This is a genomic window from Allosphingosinicella sp. (assembly GCF_035626655.1).
Classification (GTDB): domain Bacteria; phylum Pseudomonadota; class Alphaproteobacteria; order Sphingomonadales; family Sphingomonadaceae; genus Allosphingosinicella.
Window position 1 is genome coordinate 1 of sequence record NZ_DASPNF010000015.1, and the last position, 19,846, is coordinate 19,846.

The 19,846-nt window shown below is 71.1% G+C and carries 21 protein-coding genes and 1 pseudogene; 14 read left to right on the forward strand and 8 right to left on the reverse strand.

Annotation, left to right across the window (positions count from 1 at the left end):
- The 4 genes and pseudogenes from VEC11_RS13700 to VEC11_RS13715 form a co-directional block, all read left to right on the forward strand.
- Positions 1–217 (forward strand): annotated as a pseudogene (locus VEC11_RS13700) (phosphoserine transaminase); the annotation flags it as partial.
- Complete coding sequence (gene serA, locus VEC11_RS13705) at positions 210–1,787, forward strand: phosphoglycerate dehydrogenase (protein ID WP_464132325.1); 1,578 nt, start codon at positions 210–212, stop codon at positions 1,785–1,787. The pseudogene VEC11_RS13700 and the gene serA, both read left to right, overlap by 8 nt.
- A 175-nt stretch (positions 1,788–1,962) precedes the next feature.
- Positions 1,963–2,358 carry a cupredoxin domain-containing protein gene (locus VEC11_RS13710; RefSeq protein WP_464132327.1) on the forward strand — a complete coding sequence of 132 codons (396 nt, stop codon included), beginning with the start codon at positions 1,963–1,965 and terminating at the stop codon, positions 2,356–2,358.
- A gap of 56 nt (positions 2,359–2,414) precedes the next feature.
- A complete protein-coding gene (locus VEC11_RS13715) occupies positions 2,415–2,774 on the forward strand; it encodes a hypothetical protein (RefSeq protein ID WP_464132329.1) in 360 nt (119 codons plus the stop codon).
- 34 nt (positions 2,775–2,808) lie between these two features.
- On the opposite strand, the gene VEC11_RS13720 is transcribed toward VEC11_RS13715, so the two are convergent.
- From VEC11_RS13720 to mutY, 4 genes are read right to left on the reverse strand one after another with little or no spacing between them, the layout of a single operon-like run.
- Complete coding sequence (locus tag VEC11_RS13720; protein ID WP_464132331.1) at positions 2,809–3,279, reverse strand: CHRD domain-containing protein; 471 nt, start codon at positions 3,277–3,279, stop codon at positions 2,809–2,811.
- A gap of 14 nt (positions 3,280–3,293) precedes the next feature.
- Positions 3,294–4,151, reverse strand: a complete 858-nt coding sequence (nudC, locus tag VEC11_RS13725; protein WP_464132333.1) for an NAD(+) diphosphatase — start codon at positions 4,149–4,151, stop codon at positions 3,294–3,296.
- 9 nt (positions 4,152–4,160) lie between these two features.
- Positions 4,161–5,006: an alpha/beta hydrolase gene (locus VEC11_RS13730; protein WP_464132335.1), complete on the reverse strand. Its 846-nt coding sequence runs from the start codon at positions 5,004–5,006 to the stop codon at positions 4,161–4,163.
- Positions 5,007–5,018: 12 nt separating this feature from the next.
- Positions 5,019–6,056, reverse strand: a complete 1,038-nt coding sequence (gene mutY / locus VEC11_RS13735) for an A/G-specific adenine glycosylase (RefSeq protein ID WP_464132337.1) — start codon at positions 6,054–6,056, stop codon at positions 5,019–5,021.
- Positions 6,057–6,070: 14 nt separating this feature from the next.
- Here mutY and VEC11_RS13740 point away from each other — a divergent pair, with 14 nt between their 5' ends.
- From VEC11_RS13740 to VEC11_RS13775, 8 genes are all read left to right on the forward strand, one after another.
- A complete protein-coding gene (locus VEC11_RS13740; protein WP_464132339.1) occupies positions 6,071–6,670 on the forward strand; it encodes a DUF721 domain-containing protein in 600 nt (199 codons plus the stop codon).
- A complete protein-coding gene (locus VEC11_RS13745; RefSeq protein WP_464132341.1) occupies positions 6,667–7,416 on the forward strand; it encodes a thioredoxin domain-containing protein in 750 nt (249 codons plus the stop codon). Before VEC11_RS13740 ends, VEC11_RS13745 begins: the two co-directional genes overlap by 4 nt.
- Positions 7,417–7,420: 4 nt before the next feature.
- Complete coding sequence (locus tag VEC11_RS13750) at positions 7,421–8,116, forward strand: thioredoxin domain-containing protein (RefSeq protein WP_464132343.1); 696 nt, start codon at positions 7,421–7,423, stop codon at positions 8,114–8,116.
- A gap of 31 nt (positions 8,117–8,147) precedes the next feature.
- Positions 8,148–11,585 carry a chromosome segregation SMC family protein gene (locus VEC11_RS13755; RefSeq protein ID WP_464132345.1) on the forward strand — a complete coding sequence of 1,146 codons (3,438 nt, stop codon included), beginning with the start codon at positions 8,148–8,150 and terminating at the stop codon, positions 11,583–11,585.
- Positions 11,586–11,616: 31 nt separating this feature from the next.
- A complete protein-coding gene (locus VEC11_RS13760; protein ID WP_464132347.1) occupies positions 11,617–12,978 on the forward strand; it encodes a peptide MFS transporter in 1,362 nt (453 codons plus the stop codon).
- Between the two features lie 61 nt (positions 12,979–13,039).
- Positions 13,040–14,410 carry a cytochrome P450 gene (locus VEC11_RS13765; protein WP_464132349.1) on the forward strand — a complete coding sequence of 457 codons (1,371 nt, stop codon included), beginning with the start codon at positions 13,040–13,042 and terminating at the stop codon, positions 14,408–14,410.
- Positions 14,411–14,443: 33 nt separating this feature from the next.
- Complete coding sequence (locus VEC11_RS13770; protein ID WP_464132351.1) at positions 14,444–15,508, forward strand: mannose-1-phosphate guanylyltransferase/mannose-6-phosphate isomerase; 1,065 nt, start codon at positions 14,444–14,446, stop codon at positions 15,506–15,508.
- The gene (locus tag VEC11_RS13775; protein WP_464132353.1) at positions 15,499–16,443 is read left to right on the forward strand and encodes an aldo/keto reductase; all 945 of its coding nucleotides are present in this window, start codon (positions 15,499–15,501) and stop codon (positions 16,441–16,443) included. Before VEC11_RS13770 ends, VEC11_RS13775 begins: the two co-directional genes overlap by 10 nt.
- On the opposite strand, the gene VEC11_RS13780 is transcribed toward VEC11_RS13775, so the two are convergent.
- Positions 16,440–17,198, reverse strand: coding sequence for a hypothetical protein (locus VEC11_RS13780; RefSeq protein WP_464132355.1), 759 nt, complete (start codon positions 17,196–17,198; stop codon positions 16,440–16,442). The two genes, VEC11_RS13775 and VEC11_RS13780, sit on opposite strands and share 4 nt — an antisense overlap.
- Before the next feature lie 110 nt (positions 17,199–17,308).
- Here VEC11_RS13780 and VEC11_RS13785 point away from each other — a divergent pair, with 110 nt between their 5' ends.
- Both VEC11_RS13785 and msrA read left to right on the forward strand, forming a co-directional pair.
- Positions 17,309–18,028, forward strand: a complete 720-nt coding sequence (locus VEC11_RS13785) for an EF-hand domain-containing protein (RefSeq protein ID WP_464132357.1) — start codon at positions 17,309–17,311, stop codon at positions 18,026–18,028.
- 46 nt (positions 18,029–18,074) lie between these two features.
- On the forward strand, positions 18,075–18,710 hold the full coding sequence (msrA, locus tag VEC11_RS13790; protein WP_464132359.1) for a peptide-methionine (S)-S-oxide reductase MsrA: 636 nt from the start codon (positions 18,075–18,077) through the stop codon (positions 18,708–18,710).
- Positions 18,711–18,722: 12 nt separating this feature from the next.
- Here the strand turns inward: msrA and VEC11_RS13795 are convergent, their stop codons facing one another.
- From VEC11_RS13795 to VEC11_RS13805, 3 genes are all read right to left on the reverse strand, one after another.
- A complete protein-coding gene (locus VEC11_RS13795; RefSeq protein WP_464132361.1) occupies positions 18,723–19,049 on the reverse strand; it encodes a hypothetical protein in 327 nt (108 codons plus the stop codon).
- Between the two features lie 104 nt (positions 19,050–19,153).
- Complete coding sequence (locus tag VEC11_RS13800; RefSeq protein ID WP_464132363.1) at positions 19,154–19,480, reverse strand: hypothetical protein; 327 nt, start codon at positions 19,478–19,480, stop codon at positions 19,154–19,156.
- An 18-nt stretch (positions 19,481–19,498) separates the two neighbouring features.
- The gene (locus VEC11_RS13805; RefSeq protein ID WP_464132365.1) at positions 19,499–19,837 is read right to left on the reverse strand and encodes a hypothetical protein; all 339 of its coding nucleotides are present in this window, start codon (positions 19,835–19,837) and stop codon (positions 19,499–19,501) included.
- Positions 19,838–19,846: the final 9 nt, after the last annotated feature.

Here is a 19,846-nt window from a genome sequence, read left to right on the forward strand (position 1 = left end):
GGCGATCCGCTCCTGCACGTCCGTCTGCCTCTCCTGCGACCGCGCCAAGGAAATCGCGCAGAAGCTGGAGGCGGAAGGCGTCGCCTACGACATCGGCTCCTATCGCGACGCGCCGCCGGGCCTGCGCATCTGGGCCGGCGCCACGGTCGAGAAGAGCGACATCGAAGCCTTGTTGCCCTGGCTCGACTGGGCGCGCGAGGAGGTGACGAATGCCTAAGGTTCTGATCGCCGACAGCCTCTCGCGGCGTGCGGTCGAGATTTTCTCCGAGCGCGGCATCGACACCGAGGTGCGCGTCGGGCTTTCCGTCGACGAGCTCAAGAAGGTCATCGGCAAGTACGACGGGCTCGCCGTGCGTTCCGCGACGAAGGTGACGAAGGCCGTCCTCGAGCACGCGACGAGCCTGAAAGTGATCGGCCGGGCCGGCATCGGCGTCGACAACATCGACGTGCCCGCCGCGACCGCGCGCGGCATCGTCGTGATGAACACGCCCTACGGCAATTCGATCACGACAGCCGAGCACGCCGTCGCGCTGATGTTCGCCCTCGCCCGCGAGATTCCTTCGGCCGACCGCTCGACGCAGGCCGGGAAGTGGGAGAAGAACCGCTTCATGGGCGTCGAGCTGACCTCGAAGACGCTCGGCCTGATCGGCTGCGGCAATATCGGCTCGATCGTCGCCGACCGCGCGCTCGGCCTCAGGATGCGGGTGATCGCCTACGATCCCTTCCTGACCGCCGAGCGGGCGGTGGAGCTGGGCGTCGAGAAGGTGGAGCTCGAGCAATTGCTTGCCCGGGCCGACTTCATCACCCTGCACACGCCGCTCACCGAGCAGACCCGCAACGTCCTGTCCGCCGCCAATCTGGCGAAGACGAAGAAAGGCGTCCGCATCGTCAATTGCGCGCGGGGCGGGCTGATCGACGAGGCGGCGCTGAAGGCGGCTTTGGACAGCGGCCATGTCGCGGGCGCGGCGCTCGATGTGTTCGTCGAGGAGCCGGCCAGGGAGAATCCGCTGTTCGGCACGCCGGGGCTGATCGCGACGCCGCATCTCGGCGCCTCGACCACCGAGGCGCAGGTCAATGTCGCGATCCAGGTCGCCGAGCAGATGTCGGAATTGCTGGTCACGGGCGGCGTCACCAACGCGCTCAACGTGCCCTCGCTCACCGCCGAAGAGGCGCCGCGCCTCCGCCCCTATATGGCGCTGGCCGAGATGCTCGGCTCGCTCGTCGGCCAGCTCGCGCAGGACGATTTCACCCGCATCTCGATCGAGACCGAGGGCCATGCCGCCGCGCTCAACCAGAAGCCGATCGTCGCCGCCGTGCTGGCCGGCTTCATGCGGGTCTTCTCGGACAGCGTGAACATGGTCAACGCGCCCTTCCTCGCCCGCGAGCGCGGGCTCGACGTGCGCGAGGTGCGGCACGACCGCGAGGGCGCCTATCACACTCTGGTCCGGGTCTCGGTCGATACCGGCACGGGCAAGCGCTCGGTCGCCGGCACCCTGTTCGGCGAGGCGCAGCCGCGGCTGGTGGAATTGTTCGGGATCGCGGTCGAGGCGGAATTGCAGGGCGACATGATCTACATCGTCAACGAGGACAAGCCGGGCTTCATCGGCCGGCTCGGCACCGTGCTCGGCGAGGCGGACGTCAACATCGCCACCTTCAACCTCGGCCGGCGCGGCGCGGGCGGCGAGGCGGTCTGCCTGGCCGCGCTCGACGGCCAGATCCCGCCCGACCTCGTCCAGGCGATCGGCAAGATCACCGGGGTGAAGCGGGCGATGCCGTTGCGGTTTTGAGATCCTCCCCGGCACGGGGAGGGGGACCAAGCGAAGCTTGGTGGAGGGGGCGGCGTGCGGGTCTCCGGGCCCCCTCCGTCAGCGCTTCGCGCTGCCACCTCCCCGTGCCGGGGAGGATTTGGAACTTGGAACACGCCCCGGTTTAAGGGATTGATGCGCGAGGGAGGGAAGCCCCATGCGCCTCATTCTCGCCTGCCTGGCCGCCTTGCTCCTCGCCGGCCCAGTCTCCGCGCAGCGCCAGCCCGAATGGCGGACCGCGATCGAGACCGATATCATCCTCCATCCCTTCCGCTACGAGCCGCGGACGCTGCGGCTCGTCGCCGGGCGCCCGGTGCTGCTTCGCTTCGTCAACAACGGCCGCGCCAACCTCAGCTTCCGCGCGCCGCGCTTCTTCGCCGCCGCTTTGGTCCGGCCGCGGGACCGGCGCTTCGTGGTGAACGGCGGCTTCCGCCTGCGGCCCGGCGAGCGGCTCAGCATCGCCCTGGTTCCCGCGCCGGGAGTCTATCGCGCCCGCAGCGGCTATCTGCTGCACCGCCTGCGCGGCATGAGCGCGCGGATCATTGTCGAGTGAACGGTCTTGAAAGAGCATCCGTGTATTACTAGCATAATACACGAGGAGAGTTGCGAATGGCGAAGGTGAAGATCCCGAAGCGCGTCGCGGGCGTGAAGGTGCCCAAGAAGGTGCGCAAGCAGGCGAAGAAGGCGCTGAAGCTCACCGAATCGGCCGCGGTCCGCGAGCTCGCTTTGGCCGGGCTGACGCTTGCCGCCCAATCGGTCGTCGAGAAGGCGAAGCGCGCCGAGGCGCGGCCGGGCGCCGGCGCCGGAGACGACGCAAAGGCGAAGCCCGATGCACTCGATCTCGGTCTCGTGATCCACGCCGCCGTCGCGGAGGGCGCGCGCCGCTTCCTCGAAGGCTTCGAGGAAGGCGCGGCCGCCGCTGCGCCGAAGCCCGTGCGGACACGGGCGAAGCGGACGGCCAACCCCTAGGACTATTGATTACGGCCCGCTTCCTGCCCGCTGCTCAGTAGCGGGGCTGCGGCTGCACCCGCTGGACCGGCTCCGGGCCGCCGCGCAGCTGGCCGCGAATCGCGCCCTGCGGATGCGCGGCGGTGTGGACGTTCACGTAGAAGTCCTGCGCCGCCAGCACCATGTGCCGGGCGAGCTGCTGGTCGACCGGGGCGCAGCCCTGGCTGCGGCCGTTGGCGTCGGGCGTGGTGAGCGTGACCACCGGCGGCCCCGCCGCGCCCGCGGAGCCGCGATGGATGTGGGCCGCGGTTGCCGGGTCGATCGCCCGCGCATAGAGGTTCCAGCAGACCGAACCGCTGGCCGGGACGACGCGGAGCTCGACCGTGCCGTTGCCGTCCGGATCGCCGGGCCCCGGTATCTCCTGGATGCCGGTCATCGAGACGTAGAGCCGCGCGCTCTGATTGCCGGGCTGCATCGAGCAGGCCGCGAGCAGCATCGTAGTCACTCCGGTCAGCATCGCCTTCATCTCGTCTCTCCCTCTCACTCGCCCTCGCTCCAGCGCGTCAGCAAGGTATTGGCAATGGCGAAGGGCGGCGGCGCCTGGAAGGGCGCGTCCGGATTGCCGGCCAAAGCGGCGAGGACGCCGGCCCGGTCGCACCAGAAAGCGTCCTCCAGCTCATTGCCGTCGAGCGTCAATCGGTCGGACGCCGCCTTCCCGATACAGGCGATCATCAGCGAGCCCGGGAAGGGCCAGGGCTGGCTCGCCACGTAGCGCACGTCGGTGACCGCGACGCCTGCCTCCTCGGCCAGTTCGCGCGCCACCGCCTCCTCGATCGATTCCGCCGGCTCGACGAAGCCGGCCAAGGCCGAATAGCGGCGCGGCGGATAATGGGGCGAGCGGCCGAGCAGCACCCGGCCCTCATGCTCGGCGAGCATGATCACCACCGGATCGACGCGCGGGAAATGCTCGGCGCCGCACTGCCCGCATTGCCGCCCCCAGCCGGCGCGGAAAAGGGCCGTCTTATGGCCGCAGACCGAACAGAAGCCGTGCCGGTTGTGCCATTCGTTGAGGCTCCGCGCCGCCCCCCAGATGGCCGCGTCCCTTGAGCTCATCAGCGCCAGCAGCCCAAATACGCTCCACGCCCGCTGCCCGAGCTCCATCCGGACCAGCGGCGCGAACAGGGGCCGGCCGTCCTCGAGCCCGAGGAACAGCAGGTCCTCCGCGCCCTCCACCGGACCCCAGCGCAGCGCCCCGGCTTCGTCCAGCACCGGATCGACCACATCGAGCTGCAGCAGCCGCGCGTCGCCATTGGCCATCAGATCGGCCAGCCGCTCGGCGTCGAGGCGGAGATGGTCGGCCCGGTCGAGACCGGCGCCGGTGAAACCGGGCTGGGACATGGGTCTGGATTAGCGTCCGAACACGTCCCGTGCAAAGGCGTCGGTGCGTTCGGTGGCGACATGGCCTGGCTGGCCGAAGCGGCGGAAGATCCCGGCGTGGCTGCCCTCGACCGACACCACCTCGGCGGGCGTGCCGGCGCGGCGGAGCGCGGCGGCGAGGTCCCGGGACTGGGCGCCGCTGTCGTCGGGGCGGCTGGCGATGTGGAGGATCAGGAAGCGGCCGGCATTGGGCGCGGCGGCGTGCCGGGTCGGCGAGACGCGGGCCTGGAAGGCGCGGTCCGTCCCGAAGGCGCGGGCGTAGAGCCGCCTCAGGAAGGGGCCGCCTCGCGCCATCTGCGCGGGGACGTCATATCCGGCGCCGTCGAGCAGGACGATGCCGTCGAGGATGGTGACGGGCAGCCGGTGCGCGGCCAGATAGGAGGGGTCGGTGCCGACCAGAGCGGCGAGATGGGCGCCGGCGCTGTGGCCGCTGACGATGATCTTGCCCGGGTCGATGCCGAGCTCGTCCGCCTGCCGGACCAGCCAGGCGATCGCGGCGGCCACGTCCTCGGCCTGCTGCGCCGGATCGGCGTCGGGCACGAGCCGGTAGTTCAGGGAGGCGAAGGCATAGCCCCGGGCGCGGGCATGCGCGGCCATATGGCCCGCCATCCCCTTGTCGCCGAACGCCCAGGCGCCGCCATGGATGAAGATGAAGAGCGGCGCGCGGTGCCCGGTCGGAGCCGGGATGAAGTCGAGCCGCTGGCGCGGGGATGAGCCATAGGCAAGCTCTTCCTTCCCGGCCGGCCAGGCCGAACGCTGCGCCGCGAGCGGGGCGGCGAGGAAGCAGGCGAGGAGGAGGGCGAGAAGCGCACGCATCGGCACGGACCTTCAGACCAGGAGGGCCTTCTCCCTAACGCCGCCGCCCGCCTTTCCCTTCTCGCGCCAGGCGAGGCCGCGAGCGGCGAGTTTGGCGAAGAGGGTGGGGAGGCCGGCCTCGGCGATGGTCGCGGCGGCGTGCCAGAGCCCAGCGGGCCGCGCATCGGTCCGCGCGCACATCAGGGTCATGGTCAGCGAGAAATGGGTGAAGACATGTTCGACGGCGCCGGCCTCCTCCCAGTCCGCTTCTGCTGGCGGCGTCTCGGGCAGTGCCAGCATCCCGCCGAGCAGGCCTTTGGCGGGGCGGCGGACCAGCAGCACCTCGCCGTCATGCTCGAGCCAATAGGCCTTGCCGTGGCGATGCGGGCGGGGCGCCTTGGGGGCCTTGACCGGGTAAAGCTCGGGCTCGCCCTCCGCATAGGCCTGGCACCAGCCCTGTACCGGACAGAGGCCGCAGGCGGGCCCCCGCGGCGTGCAGATCGTGGCGCCGAGGTCCATCGTCGCCTGGGCGAAATCGCCGGCGCCCCCGGCGGGGGTCATCGCGTCGACCAGCGCGCGGATGCGCGGCCGCGCCTGCGGCAACGGCGCCTTCAGCGCGTGCAGCCGCGACACCACCCGCTCGACATTGCCGTCGACCACAACCGCGCGCCGGCCGAAGGCGATCGCCGCGATCGCGGCCGCCGTGTAGGCGCCGATCCCCGGAAGCTTCAGCAAAGCCGCCTCATCGTCCGGAAAATGGCCGGCATGTTCCCCCGCGACGGCACGCGCGCAGGCGAGCAGGTTGCGGGCGCGGGCATAATAGCCGAGCCCCGCCCAGGCGGCCATGACGTCCGCATCCTCTGCGGCCGCCAGCGCCTCCACCGTCGGCCAGCGCGACGTGAATTTCTCGAAATAGGGCTTCACCGCCGCGACCGTGGTCTGCTGCAGCATCACCTCGCTGAGCCAGACGCGATAGGGGTCGGCGCGCTCTCCCGGCTCGGCCCGCCACGGCAGGCGGCGCTTATCCACAACATACCAACACAAAAGCGCTTCGGCGGCATCGACGGGCATGGGCCGCCTATGCCATGCTCGCCGGCAGAGTGGAAAGCAAAGTGACCAGGACGGGCGTGAAGGGCCGGAAGGCGGCCGCCGAGCCGCAGCGGGCCCGGCGCGCGCGGGCCGTGGCGGATCTGCTGCCGGCCGCGGGCGGCGCCGCCTTCCGCCGCTTCGGCTTCGTCCAGTCCTCGATCGTCAGCCGCTGGCGGGAGATCGTGGGCGCCCGCTACGCCGCCGTCTCCGCCCCCGAATCGATCCGCTTCCCGCCGGGGAAGAAGAGCGCCGGCACGCTCACCCTTGTCGTCGAGGGGGCGCATGCGCCGATGATGCAGCACGTCGCCCCGGCGATCCGGGACCGGGTCAACCAGTTCTTCGGCTACGAGGCGGTGGCCAGGGTCGCGATCCGGCAAGGTCTGGTTCAGGTCGAGAAACGGAAGTCCCGGGCCGCGCCGCCTTCGCTGCGCCCGGTCACGCTCCCGGTGGACATGAAGGATACGCTGCGCGACATCGCCGATCCCGAGCTGCGTTTATGCCTGGAATCGCTTGCGCGCGGGCTCGCGGCTGGCGATGGAGCGCCAGCAGTGACGGCGATCCCGGTCGTCGGCAAGATTGGAGAGAAGAAGAGATGAAGAGCTTGTTCATGGCCGGCTCGGCCGCCCTCGTCCTGACCCTTGCCGCCTGCGGTGGCGGCGGCGGCAACAATACGGCCGGCGTGACGCCCCCGGCCGCCCCGGTCGCCAATGTCGCGGCGCCGGCCGGCCAGGACTGGACGCAGACCATCGCAGAGACCGAGCGCGGCTTCCTGATGGGCAATCCGAACGCGCCGGTGAAGCTGGTCGAATATGCCTCGATCACCTGCCCGCATTGCGGCGACTTCTCCAACCAGGGCGGGGCCGAGGGCATCCGCAATTTCGTGCGCAGCGGCCGGGTCAGCTGGGAATATCGCCCCTATATGATCTTCCCGACCGATCCGGGGCTGTTCGCGCTGCTGCGCTGCAACGGGCCGGATTCCTACTTCCAGCTCGTCGACCAGCTCTATGCCGAGCAGCAGAACTGGGCGATGCGCGGCCAGCGCTATCTCGAGGCGAACCGCGCCGCGGTCGAGGCGATGGACCTGCAGACCCGCGCCGCGACCCTGGTGCGCGAGACGGGCGTTGACGCCTTCTTCCGCCAGCGCGGCATGACCCAGCAGCAGATCAACCAGTGCCTCGCCGATCCGCGCAACCTGCAGCGCGTCGCCGACGACACCCAGCATGCGGTGCAGACCGACAATCCGCCGGGCACGCCGACCTTCTACATCAACGGCACCCAGCAGCAGAATATCGGCTACTGGAACCAGCTCGAGCCGCTGCTGCGCACGGCGACGGGCGGCTGAGGCCATGAGGCGCCCGCTCCTCGCCACCTTCGCTGCGCTCGCCGCCATCACCGCGCTGGCCGGGCCGGCGACCGATGCGGCGGCGCAGCGGCGCGCCGCCGCGGTGCAGGACTGGACCCGGGTCGCGGCGCGCACGCCCGAAGGCGGCTTCCGGATCGGCAGTCCCGATGCCCGGATCAAATTGGTCGAATATCTGTCGACCACCTGCGGGCATTGCGCCGCCTTCTCGCGGGAGAGCGCCGCCCGTCTCATTCCCGTCCATGTCCGCTCGGGCCGGGTCAGCGTCGAATATCGCAATTATTATCTGAACGGGCTGGACGTCGCCGCAGCGCTGCTGAGCCGCTGCGCCTCGCCGGCCGGCTATTTCGCGATGACCCACGAGCTGCTCGCCACCCAGGCGACCTGGACCGCCCGGATCCAGAGCGTCCCGGCGGCCCGCCGGCCGCAGCTGCAGGCGATGGCGCCGCTCCAGCTCACCGGCGAGTTGATCACCATCCTCGGCCTCGACGCAGTGGGGCAGCGGCACGGCATCGGCCCGGCGGCCCGCCGGCAATGCCTGACCCAGGCCAATCTCGACCGGCTCGAGCAGCTGCACGACCAGGGCGCCCGCGCCGGCGTCCAGGGCACGCCCACCTTCTTCATCAACGGCGCGATCCAGAATGTGAACACTTGGGCGGAGATCGAGCCGCGGCTGCAGTGACGGCCCGGCCAAGGGGGAAAAGTACAGTCAGGTGAAGGTCAAGCGGCTCAAACTGTCCGGCTTCAAGAGCTTCGTCGAGCCCGCGGAGCTGCGCGTCGAGGACGGCCTCACCGGGATCGTCGGGCCGAACGGCTGCGGCAAGTCCAACGTGCTGGAGGCGATCCGCTGGGTGATGGGCGAAAGCTCGCCCAAGTCGATGCGCGGCGCGGGCATGGACGACGTCATTTTCGCCGGCACCGCCTTGCGCCCCGCGCGGGACTTCGCCGAGGTGACGATGCTGGTCGAGCGCGAGAGCGGCGACCAGGAAGGCGACGTGCCGCTCGCCCCGCCGGGCGAGACCGAGATCACCCGGCGGATCGAGCGCGGCGCCGGCTCCGCCTATCGGGTAAACGGCCGCGACGTGCGGCAGAAGGACGTCGCCCTGCTGTTCGCCGACGCGGCAACGGGCGCGCACAGCCCCGCTTTGGTCAGCCAGGGCAAGATCAGCGCGGTGATCGCCGCCAGGCCGACCGAGCGCCGGCTGATGCTGGAGGAGGCGGCCGGGATTGCCGGCCTGCACGTCCGCCGCAAGGATGCCGAGCAGAAGCTGCGCGCCACCGAGGCGAACCTGATCCGGCTCGACGAGATCCTCGCCGACATGGAGCTGCGCGGCGCTGCGCTGAAGCGGCAGGCGCGCGCGGCCGAGCGCTATCGCAAGCTCTCCGACCAGATCCGCGTCGCAGAGGCGCGTCTCGTCTTCGCGCGCTGGCGCGAGGCGGCGGAGGCGGCTGAGGTCGCGAAGCGGGAATCGGAGGCGGCGGATGGCGCGGTCGCGAAGGCGGCCGAGGCGCGGCTGGCGGCGGCCGCCTGGCAGAATGACGCGGTCGGGCGGCTGGCGGATCTGCGCAAGGCCGCGGAGGCCGCGCGCGAGAAGGCCTCGGAGCTCGGCCACAGGCTGGCCGCGCTGCGCGCCGAGCGGGACGGGGTGACGCGGCGGATCGCCGAGCTGGAGGGCCGGCAGCGCACTTTGGCCGCGGACCGGCAGCGCGAGGCGGCGCTGAAGGCGGATGCGGCGGCGGCGATCGCGCGGCTCGACGAGGAGCTGGCGGCGATCGCCGCGCGGCTCGAAGAGGCGGAGAGCCGGCGCGGCACGATCGACGTGCGCACGGTCGAGCATGAGGATGCAGCCCGCGCCGCGGAGAGCGCGCTCGGCCAGGCCCGCGCCGTGCAGGCGGCGGAGCAGGCCGAGGCGCGCGTCGCCACGGCGGCGCTGGACGCGGCCCGCGCCAGGCTTGCCCGCGCCGAAGCCGAGGCGGCGCGGCTCGCCGGGCAACTGCAGGAGCTGGGCGGGGATGCCGATCTCGTCCGCCAGCTTGCACAGGCACAGAACGACAGGGACAATGCCGAGAAGGCGATCGCCGAAGCCGGCACGGCGGTCGCCGCTGCCGAGACCCGCCGCGCCGAGGCCGCCGCCGCCCGCGACACGGCGGAGAGCGAGGCTGCTGCCGCGCGCGCCGCTCTCGCCGCGCTCCAGTCCGAGGCCAGGGCCCTGCTCAAGGCGGTCGAGGGCCCGGGCGGCGACCGCGCGATCAACCATGTCCGCGCCGCACCCGGCTACGAGCGGGCGCTGGCGGCGGCGCTCGGCGAGGATCTGGAGGCCGGGCTCGGCCCCGAGGGCACGCGCCGCTGGACGGGGGCCGCGCCCTTGCCCGGCGATCCCGCTCTGCCCGAGGGGACGGACGCACTCGCCGGCCATGTCGAGGCGCCGCCGGCCCTGCTTCGCCGCCTCAGGCAGATCGCGGTGGCCGAAACCGACGCCGGGCAGGCGCTCGCCGTCGGCCAGCGGCTGGTCACGACGGACGGCCGCCTGCGGCGCTGGGACGGCTATGTCGCGACCGGCATGGGCGCCGCCGCCGCCGAGCGGCTGATCCGGGTCAACCGGCTCGCCGAGATCGAGACCGCCATGCCGGCGGCCGCGCAGGCGGTCGAGGCGGCCGAGGACCGCACCCGCGCCGCCATGGCGGCGATGCAGGCCGCGCGCGAAATGGCCGATGCCGGCCGCCGGGCCGAGGCCGAGGCCGCGGCCAGGGCGCGCGAGGCGGGCCGCGCCGAGGACCAGGCGAAGGTCGAGCTGGAGCGGCTGGAGCTGCGCCGCTCGGGCCTGGGCGAGCGGGCCGCGCTGGCCGAGGCCGATCTCGCCGACGCCAGGCAGGCGCTGGCCGGGGCCGAGACGATCGCCACCGCTTTGCCCGACGCCGCCGCCACCGAGGCGAAGGTCGCCCTGCTCCGCGAGGAAGCCGAGCTGCGCCAGGCGGCGCTCGCCGAGGTCCGCGCCGAGGCCGCGACCTGGGCCCGGGCGGTCAGCGCCGACAAGCAGCGCGCCGAGGCGGCCCGCAAGGAGCAGGCGGACTGGTGCGCCCGCGCCGCCGAGGCCGAGAGCCACGAGGCCGAGTTCGCCGCGCGCATCGCCGAGGCCGGGACCGAGGCTCAGCGCCTGGCCGAGGCCCCGGACACGCTCGGCGCGCAGATCGAGGCGCTGACCACCGAATCCACCGCTGCCGCCGAAGCCGCGACCGCCGCTGCGGCGCACGAGCGCGCCGGCGAGGAGACCCTGCGCTCGACCGAGGCGAAGCTCGCCGAGGCCGGCGAGGCGCAGGCCGCCGCGCGCGAGGCCCGCGCCGGCGCCGCCGCGCGCGCCGAGGCGCAGGACGCCCGCCGCATCGAGATGGCGCGCATCTCCGGCGAGAAGTTCGAATGCTCGCCGCCCCTGCTGCCCGAGAAGATCGGCTTCGACGAGGCCAAGGTCGCCGAGGTGGCGATCGAGTCCGCCCAGCTCGAGCGGCAGATGCAGGAGCGCGAGCGGATCGGCCCGGTCAATCTCGTCGCCGAGAGCGAGCTGCAGGAGCTTGAGGAAAGCCGGCTGACCAGCCAGGCGGAGCGCGAGGAGCTCGGCCTCGCCATCAACCGGCTGCGCGGCTCGATCGGCAGCCTGAACCGGGAAGGAAGAGCGCGGCTCCTGGCGGCCTTCCAGGACGTGGACCGCCACTTCCGCAGCCTGTTCACCACCCTGTTCGAGGGCGGGCAGGCGCATCTCGAGCTGGTCGAATCCGACGATCCGCTCGAGGCGGGCCTCGAGATCATGGCGCAGCCGCCCGGCAAGCGCCTCGCCACGCTCACCCTGCTCTCCGGCGGCGAGCAGGCGCTCACCGCTGTGGCACTCATCTTCGCGCTCTTCCTAACCAATCCGGCACCCATCTGCGTGCTGGACGAGGTCGACGCGCCGCTGGACGACGCCAATATCGAGCGCTTCTGCGACCTGCTCGACCGGATGACCGCCGAGACCGACACCCGCTATTTGATCGTCACCCACAATGCGGTGACGATGAGCCGCATGCACCGCCTGTTCGGCGTCACCATGATCGAGAAAGGCGTGTCGCGGCTGGTCAGCGTGGATCTGGGCGGGGCGGAGAGGTTGCTGGCCGCGGAATAAAGCTGCCAACTATTGCCGGGGGGCAGGGACAATGCAGGAAGCTTCGCCGACCCTGTTCGGCCATCCGCGCGGCCTCGTCTATCTGGCCTTCACCGAAGCCTGGGAACGTTTCTCCTATTACGGGATGACCGCTCTCCTGGTCCTCTACATGGTCGGCCAGCTGCTGACCCCGGGCCATGCCGAGCATGTCCTCGGCCTCGCGGGGCTGCGCGCGCTGCTCGAGAGCAACGGGCCGATGTCCGACCAGGCCTTCGCCTCGCTCGTCTATGGCTGGTATGGCGGGCTCGTCTATTTCACCCCGATCCTCGGCGGCCTGCTCGCCGACCGGCTGCTCGGCACCAGGGCGACGGTGGTGCTCGGGGCTTTGCTCATGGCGGCGGGCCATGTCGCCATGACCTTCGACGCCAGCTTCCTGATCGCGCTGGGCCTGCTGATCCTCGGCTCGGGCTGCCTCAAGGGCAACATCTCCGCCCAGGTCGGCCAGCTCTATCCGGTCGAGGCGGAATCGCTGCGGACGCAGGCCTATACGATCTTCTCCGCGGCCATCAACATCGGCGCGGTGGCGGGGCCGATCGTCTGCGGCGCCGTCGCCGCAATTCATGGCTGGCATGCGGGCTTCGGCGTCGCGGGCGCCCTGATGATCCTTGCTCTGGTCATCTACCTTGCCGGCCAGCGCCATCTGCCCGGCGGACGGGAGCGCAAGGCCCGGACGGACTATCCGCCGCTGACCGCGGCCGAGCGCCGGCGGGTCTTGCTGCTGATCCTGCTGATCGTCATCGCGATCCTGCCCCTGATGGCCTACATCATGATCTGGAATATCGGCGTGCTCTGGGTTGACCGCCATGCCGAGCTGTCGACCGCCCTTGGCGATGTGCCGGCGAGCTGGTTCAACTCGGTCGACAGCTTCTTCTCGATCATTGCCGTCCCGCCTCTGGTCGCGCTCTGGCGCTGGCAGGCGAAACGGGGCCGCGAACCCGGCGATATCGGCAAGATCGGCATCGGCATGGCGCTGGTTGGCGCGAGCGCCCTGTTCATGGTCGCGGGCTCGCTGATCGCCGGGCCGGACGGGCGCGCCTCGGTGCTGTGGCCGCTCGCCGGCTTCGCTGGCATGGGCATCGCCTTCCTCTATTACTGGCCCGTGCTGCTTGCCCTGGTCTCGCGCGCGGCGCCGGCGAAAGTGAATGCGACGATGATGAGCGCGAGCTTCCTCGCCTTGTTCGCCGGCAGCGTGCTCATGGGCTGGCTGGGCAGCTATTATGACGAGATGCACCCGGCCCTGTTCTGGACGATCGACGCCGCCATCGGCTTCGCGGGCGCGCTGATCATCCTCGTCGTCGGCCGTCCGCTGGCGCGGGGACTGGCGGTGGATGAGAGGAAGCGGGAGCAAGCATGAACCAGTCGGCCCGGCTTTCGCCGGGATGACTCGGCCTGGCGATAGCCCTAAGCTTCATCCCATGGCCGACGCCGACATTATTCGCCGCTTCGTCCCGCCGCACCCGCCGCGCACCGAGGGGCCTGTCGCGGCCTGGCGCGGTTTCTTCGGGGAGCGGGCGCGGACCGCGGTCTATGGCTGGTCGGAAGCGGCGTTCGGGGCGCCCTACCTCAAGCGCAAGGTGCTCGGCTACACTGTCCACATGCCGCTGCGGCCGGAGCTCATCCAGCACGTGCTGCTCGACAATGCCGCGAACTATGTGAAGCCCGACCTCGTCAAGCGCCTGCTGGCGCGGACGATCGGCCAGGGCCTGCTCTCCTCGGACGGCGACCTCTGGCGGGACCAGCGCAAGATCGTCGCCGCGAATTTCGCGCCGGCGCCGATCGACCGGCTGATCCCGACCTTCGCCGCCGCCGCAAACGGCGTCGCCGCCCGCTGGCATGACGGCGAGGTCGACGTCGCCGCCTCCGGCGTGGCGGTGACCATGCGGATCATCGCCGACAGCCTGTTCGCCGGCGACGCCCGGCTCACCACCGAGGCGGCGGTCAACCATATCAAGGCGGCGCTGGACGGGGTCGGCGAGGCGCGGCTGCAGGTGCTGCTCGGCCTGCCGCTCATGCCCTGGAGCCTCAAGGGCAAGCGCGCCCATGCCGGGCAGCGTTACCTGCGCGAGACTTTGGGCCAGGTGGTGAAGGACCGCGGCCCCGGCGGCGGCCCGGACGATTTCCTCGGCACCCTGATCCGCGCGCTCTACGCCAAATTCCCGCCCGGGGAGGCGTTCGCGCTCGCCGTCGACAATGCCGCGACCTTCTACCTGGCCGGCCACGAGACCACCGCCAATGCCCTGGCCTGGACGCTCTTCCTGCTCTCGGAGCAGCCGGCGCTGCAGGAACGCTGCGCCGCCGAGGCCGCCGCCGCGCTCGCCGCGGGCGAGGCCGATCCCGAGCTGCCCGAGCGCCTGCCACTGCTCCGCCGCGTGCTCGAGGAAAGCTTGCGCCTCTACCCGCCCGCCCCGCGCTTCGACCGCCAGGCCGCCGCCGCGGACCGGATCGGGGATTATGCGGTGAATCCGGGCGACATCGTCTCGATCTGGCCTTGGCTGCTGCACCGCCACCGCGCGCTCTGGGACGATCCCGACGCCTTCGATCCGGACCGCTTCCTGCCCGGGGCCAGGGCGGCGCGGCACCGCTTCGCCTATCTCCCCTTCGGCGGCGGCCCGCGCCTCTGCGTCGGCATGCGCTTTGCGACGATCGAGGCGCTGGCGGTGCTCGCTCACTGGCTCCGCGCCTGGCATTTCGCCCCGCTCCCGGGCCGCGAGGTGCAGGTCTCGGGCATGATCACGATGCGGCCGAAGGACGGCCTGCCGCTGATCCTCTCGCGGCGAAGCCACTAGAGCGCGGCGGCGGGGGCGGCTAGGGACGACAGGATGAGCGCGGGAACACAGCGCCGGGTCGTCCCGGTCATCCTGTCGGGCGGGGCGGGGACGCGGCTGTGGCCGCTGTCGCGCCGGGCCCGGCCGAAGCAGATGCTCGACCTGGCGGGCCAGGGGCCGATGCTCGCCCAGACCGCCGAGCGGGTCACCGACGCCGGGCTCTTCGCGCCGCCTCTGGTCGTCGCCGGCAAGGACCAGGCGGCCGGCATCTCCGCCGTCCTGCCCAAGGCCGGGTTGATCCTTGAGCCCGCCGCGAAGAACACCGCGCCGGCAATCGCGCTCGCCGCGCTCGCCGTGGACGAGGACGACATCATCCTCGTCCTGCCGAGCGACCATCTCGTGACCGAGCCCGAGCGCTTCCGCGAGGCGGTGCGCACGGCCCGGCCTTATGCTGCGGACGGCTGGATCGTCACCTTCGGCATGAAGCCGGAGCGGGCCGAGACCGGCTATGGCTATATCGAACGCGGCGCCGCGCTGGACGAGGGCATCCACCATGCGGTGCGCTTCGTCGAGAAACCCGACGCGGCCACCGCCGGCCGCTATGCGGCGAGCGGGCGCTACGACTGGAATGGCGGCATCTTCCTGATGCGCGCCGGCACCTATCTCGCCGCCTTGCAGCAGCATGCGCCCCGGATCGCCAGGGCCGCGAGGGCGGCGATGGCGGGCGCGACCAGGAAGGGCCGCCGGCTCCATCCCGATGCCGCCGCCTTCGCCGACTCCCCGTCGGAATCGATCGACTATGCGGTGATGGAGAAGGCCGACCGGATCGCGGTCGTGCCGGTCGCGATCGGCTGGTCCGACGTCGGCAGCTGGGAGGCCCTGCTCGACCGGCTGGAGAGCGACGCGCAGGGCAATGTGCTCAAGGGCGACGTGCTGGAAATGGGCACGAAGAATTGCCTCATTCGTTCGGAAGGTCCGCTGGTCGCGGCCGTCGGGATCGAGGATCTGGTGGTGATCGCGACCCCGGACGCGGTGCTGATCGTGCCCCGTGCGCAGAGCCAGCGGGTGAAGGACGTGGTCGAGGCGCTGAAGGAAAAGGGACGGGGCGAATGGACGTAAGGACCCTCGGCGGCAGCGACCTGAAAACGCCCCGGCTCGTGCTCGGCGGCAATGTCTTCGGCTGGACCGCGGGCGGCGAGGAGGGCTTCGCGATCCTCGACCGCTTCGTCGCGGCCGGCGGCACGATGATCGACACGGCCGACGTCTATTCCGCCTGGGTGCCCGGCCACAAAGGCGGCGAATCCGAGCGCTTTATCGGCGAATGGCTGAAGCGGCGCGGGCGGCGCGACGACGTGCTGATCGCGACCAAGGTCGGCATGCTGGCGGGCGAGGGCGGCGAGAAGCTCGAGCCGGCCCGGATCGCGGCAGCGGCCGAGGCCAGTCTCCGGCGGCTCGGCACCCATATCGACCTCTATTACGCCCATCAGGACGACGAGAAGACGCCGCTCGCGGACACTCTGGGCGCGTTCGACGCTTTGGTGAAGGCGGGCAAGGTCCGCACCATCGGCGCCTCCAATTACAGCGCCGCGCGGCTCGCCGAGGCGCTCGACATCTCCGAGCGCGAGGGGCTGGCGCGCTACGAGGTGCTGCAACCCGAATATAACCTCATGGTCCGCGACAATTTCGAGGGCGACCGGCAGCGGCTCTGTATCGACCGCAAGATCGGCGTGCTCCCCTATTTCGGCCTCGCCTCGGGCTTCCTCACCGGCAAGTACCGGTCCGAGGCGGACAAGGCGAAGAGCATCCGCGGCGGCCGCATGGACGCCTATCTGAACGGCCGCGGCTTCCTGATGCTGGAGGCCCTGGACGAGGTCGCCGCCGAGGCAGGCGCCACGCCCGCGCAGGTCGCCCTGGCCTGGCTCGCCGCCCAGCCGGGGGTCACCGCCCCGATCGCCAGCGCCACCAGCCGGGCGCAGCTCGACGAATTGCTCGGCGTGCTCACGCTGGAGCTGACGGGCGAGCAGCTGGAGCGGTTGACGGAGGCCGGGGCCTAGCGGGCGCCCGCATCCACGATGGGCACATAGACGTGCTGGCAATTGTCGCGCCGCCCGTCGCTTCCCCTGACCCGTCCCCGTTCAAAAGAAATTTGCACCTGCGGCCGGTTGTCGGTTTCTCCGATCTCGCCGCAATAGTCGCGCGGACAACCGTAGCGCACCCGCACGTGAAATCTGCGATCGTTCGGGACGGGCAGAATTCTCACTTGCAGAGTTTCCATGTCGAGAAGCGGAAAGCTGCGGTTGCTCAGCGCAAAGCTGCGCTCCGGCCATCCATCATAGGCGACGGCGATGCGGGTCAAGCGCCCACCATCTCCCATGGTGTCGATGGTCAGGCGATAGGCACGCCCTGTTTCATCGACACCGCTCTGTTCGATCCTGTGAGGCAGTGTCGGTTCGGTGTGGTCCAGGGTCATAGCGACCCGCGGCTCCATCCGGAACTCGAGCGGTGCCTGATCGAGCCAGCGAAGCGCGTCAGCATCATTGGCGAAGCGCGCGCGCAGGGCCCGCTCTTCGCCGGGCAGCGCTGCGCAGCGCAGGCGCCGCCGCTCCGCCGTCGGAATCCCTCGGTGCGCGCACTCATAGCGGCGGCCGAGGAAGTCGATCATCTCGATCGGTGGATCATTGAAGTCGAAAGCGTCGCCGTCCGCCGCGCCTGGTTGCGCGAAGACCTGGCGTGGAGCGATAAGTGGCGGCCCGGGGCTCACGACCGGGGGCGCGAGGGCCTGGGCCAGCAGGGCGACGAGCAAGACCATGGCCCGATCCTATCATCTGCGCGACAAACCGCGACGACTTTGCACTTGCGGCGGCCCCGGCGGGCGGGTCATCTGCCCGCTCCATTGCCTCCGGTCGAGGAGTATGCGCGATGCGCCGGTCTTTTTCCCTCATCCTGATCCTTGCGGGCGCCAGCCTGGCCGCACCCGCCTCCGCCCAGCCGGGGCGCGGGCTGTTCGTCAGCCCGGCCGGTGAGCCCTTCCGCCGCAGCGACAGCGCGCCGCAGCCGATGCGGGCCTGGTTCGAGCAGGCCGACAGCGATCATGACGGGGCACTGGGCTGGGCCGAGTTCGAGGCCGATTTCGTCCGCTGGTTCGGCCTGCTCGACGCCGATCATGACGGCGAGGTCGCACCCGCCGAGGTCGAGCGCTACGAGCAGCAGATCCTCCCCGAGATGCAGAGCCGCACCGGCGGCGGCAGCTTCCGCCCGGGCATGCGCATGGGCGGGAGGCGCAATGACGGGGTCGGCGGCGGCGGCCGGCGCGGGATGCAGAATCGCGGCGGCAGGCGCGGCGCCCCCGGCATGGGCGCGCTGGCGATGATGTCGGGCGCGGCCCGCTTCGGGCTGCTGCCGATCGCCCATCCGGTGATGGACGCCGACACCAATTTCAACCGCGGCGTCACCCGCGAGGAATTCACCCAGGCCGCCGCCCGCCGCTTTGCCATGCTCAACACGCAGAATGACGGCCGGCTGACCCTGGCGCAGCTGATCGAGGTCCGGCGGCAGGGCTTCGACTCCGGCCGCCGCGACTCGCCGGGCCTCGGCCCGGCCGAGGACAGCGAGGGCGAGCCGCCGGCGGAAGACGAATGATTGAATTCAGCGGCGCTTCAGGTCGCCGCGCGCTATAGGCCGCGCCATGATCCGGAAGCTCATGCTCGCGGCCCTGCTCCTCGCCTCGTGCGGCGGGAGCAATGCCGATACCGCCGATGCGGCCGCCCAGCGCCGCACTCCCCGCCCGGCCAACGCCCAGACCGCCCTGTTCGCGGGCGGCTGCTTCTGGTCGGCGGAGCGCGACGTCGAGGCGATCCCCGGCGTGGTCGAGGCGGTGTCCGGCTTTGCCGGCGGGCGCGTCGCCAATCCCGGCTACATGCAGGTGGTGCGCGGCGGCACCGGCCATCTCGAGGCGGTGCAGGTCACCTACGATCCCGCGCGGATCAGCTACGGCCAGCTCGTCCGCCGCTTCCTGCGCACGATCGACCCGACCGATTCGGGCGGCCAATATTGCGATCGCGGGCCGAGCTACCAGACCGCGATCTTCGCCCTGAACCCCACCCAGCGCCGCGAGGCGCAGGCGGCGGTGGCGGAGGCGAACCGGATCCTGCGCGGCCGGGTGGTGACGCCGGTCCGCGCCGCCGCGCCCTTCTACGCGGCCGAGGCCTATCACCAGGATTATGCGCGCCGGAACCCGGCCGCTTATGGCCGCTACCGGGTCGGCTGCGGCAAGGATGCGCGGCTGCGCCAGGTCTGGGGCGCCCAGGCCGCCACGCACTAGTCTGGGCCGCGGTCAGTTCGTCCCGAGCGCGCGCAGCCAGAGCGCGCCATTCTCCGCCTCGAGCAGCGCATAACGCTGGCCGGAGACCATCCGGAAGGTCTGCCGCCGCACGCCGATATAGCAGATCAGGGTGCGGGTCTCGTCCCGCTCCGTGGTCTGGCTCCATTCCGCGCCCGGGCGCAGGCTGACCTGGTCGGTCACCTGGCTGCGCGGCCGCCGGGCCCCGCAGGTCGCGAGCTGCCTTGTGTCGTTGCGGACATAATAGCTGCCGGCCGCGAGCGCCGTGGCCGGCGCCGAGACCGCGGCCAGCACCAGGGCCGCCATGATCGATATGCGCATACCGCCTCTCCGTCAGGCGGACCCGTCGCGACAGGCGACTCCTCGCTCCGCCCGAGCGCGATTATCGCCGAAAACGGCAGAAAATTCCAGCGGGCAGCGGCGGCTCAGTTCGCGCTGGAGAGGGTCAGCGTGCCCGCGCCGGTCTTGCGCAGCGCATAATGCTGGCCCGATTGCATACGGAAATTCAGCTCGCGCGCCGCGCCCTGGCAGATCAATGTGCTCGGCCGGTCCGTCCGGCTGGTCCCGCTCCATTCGCCGCCGGCGCGCAGGACGATCGGCGCCGCATAATTGCTGCCGGCGTGCCGGACGCGGCAAGTCTGCGCTTCGCCGGTCTCGTTGCGGACATGGAAGCTGCCCTCGGCAAGGGCGAAAGCGGGGGCTGCCGCGAGGGTGGTGCCCAGAACGGCGGCGGCGACGATGAGTCCACGCATGATTTTCTCCTTATGAGGTCAGGAATCGACGGTCCGAAGCCGGATATCGCCGCTGCTGGTCTCGATCAGTTCATAGAGAATGCCGGCGCGGACGCGAAAGTTTGTCCTGTTAAAGCGATTGGTCGAGCAGGACAGAGCGCGCTCCCCATCGCCCTCCAGGCGCTGCAGATAAATCCGGCCCGGCGGAATCGTCGCCGCCCAGCGGCGACCGCCCCGGGTCACTTCAATTGCGCACCGCAGCACGGTCTGGCTCGCATTGCGAATCCGGTAGGTGCCCTGGGCGCCAAAGGCCGCGCCGGGCATCGAAGACACCGCCAGAGCCAATACGGCCATCGTCACGATCGTCGTCCGCATCATCCTCTCTCC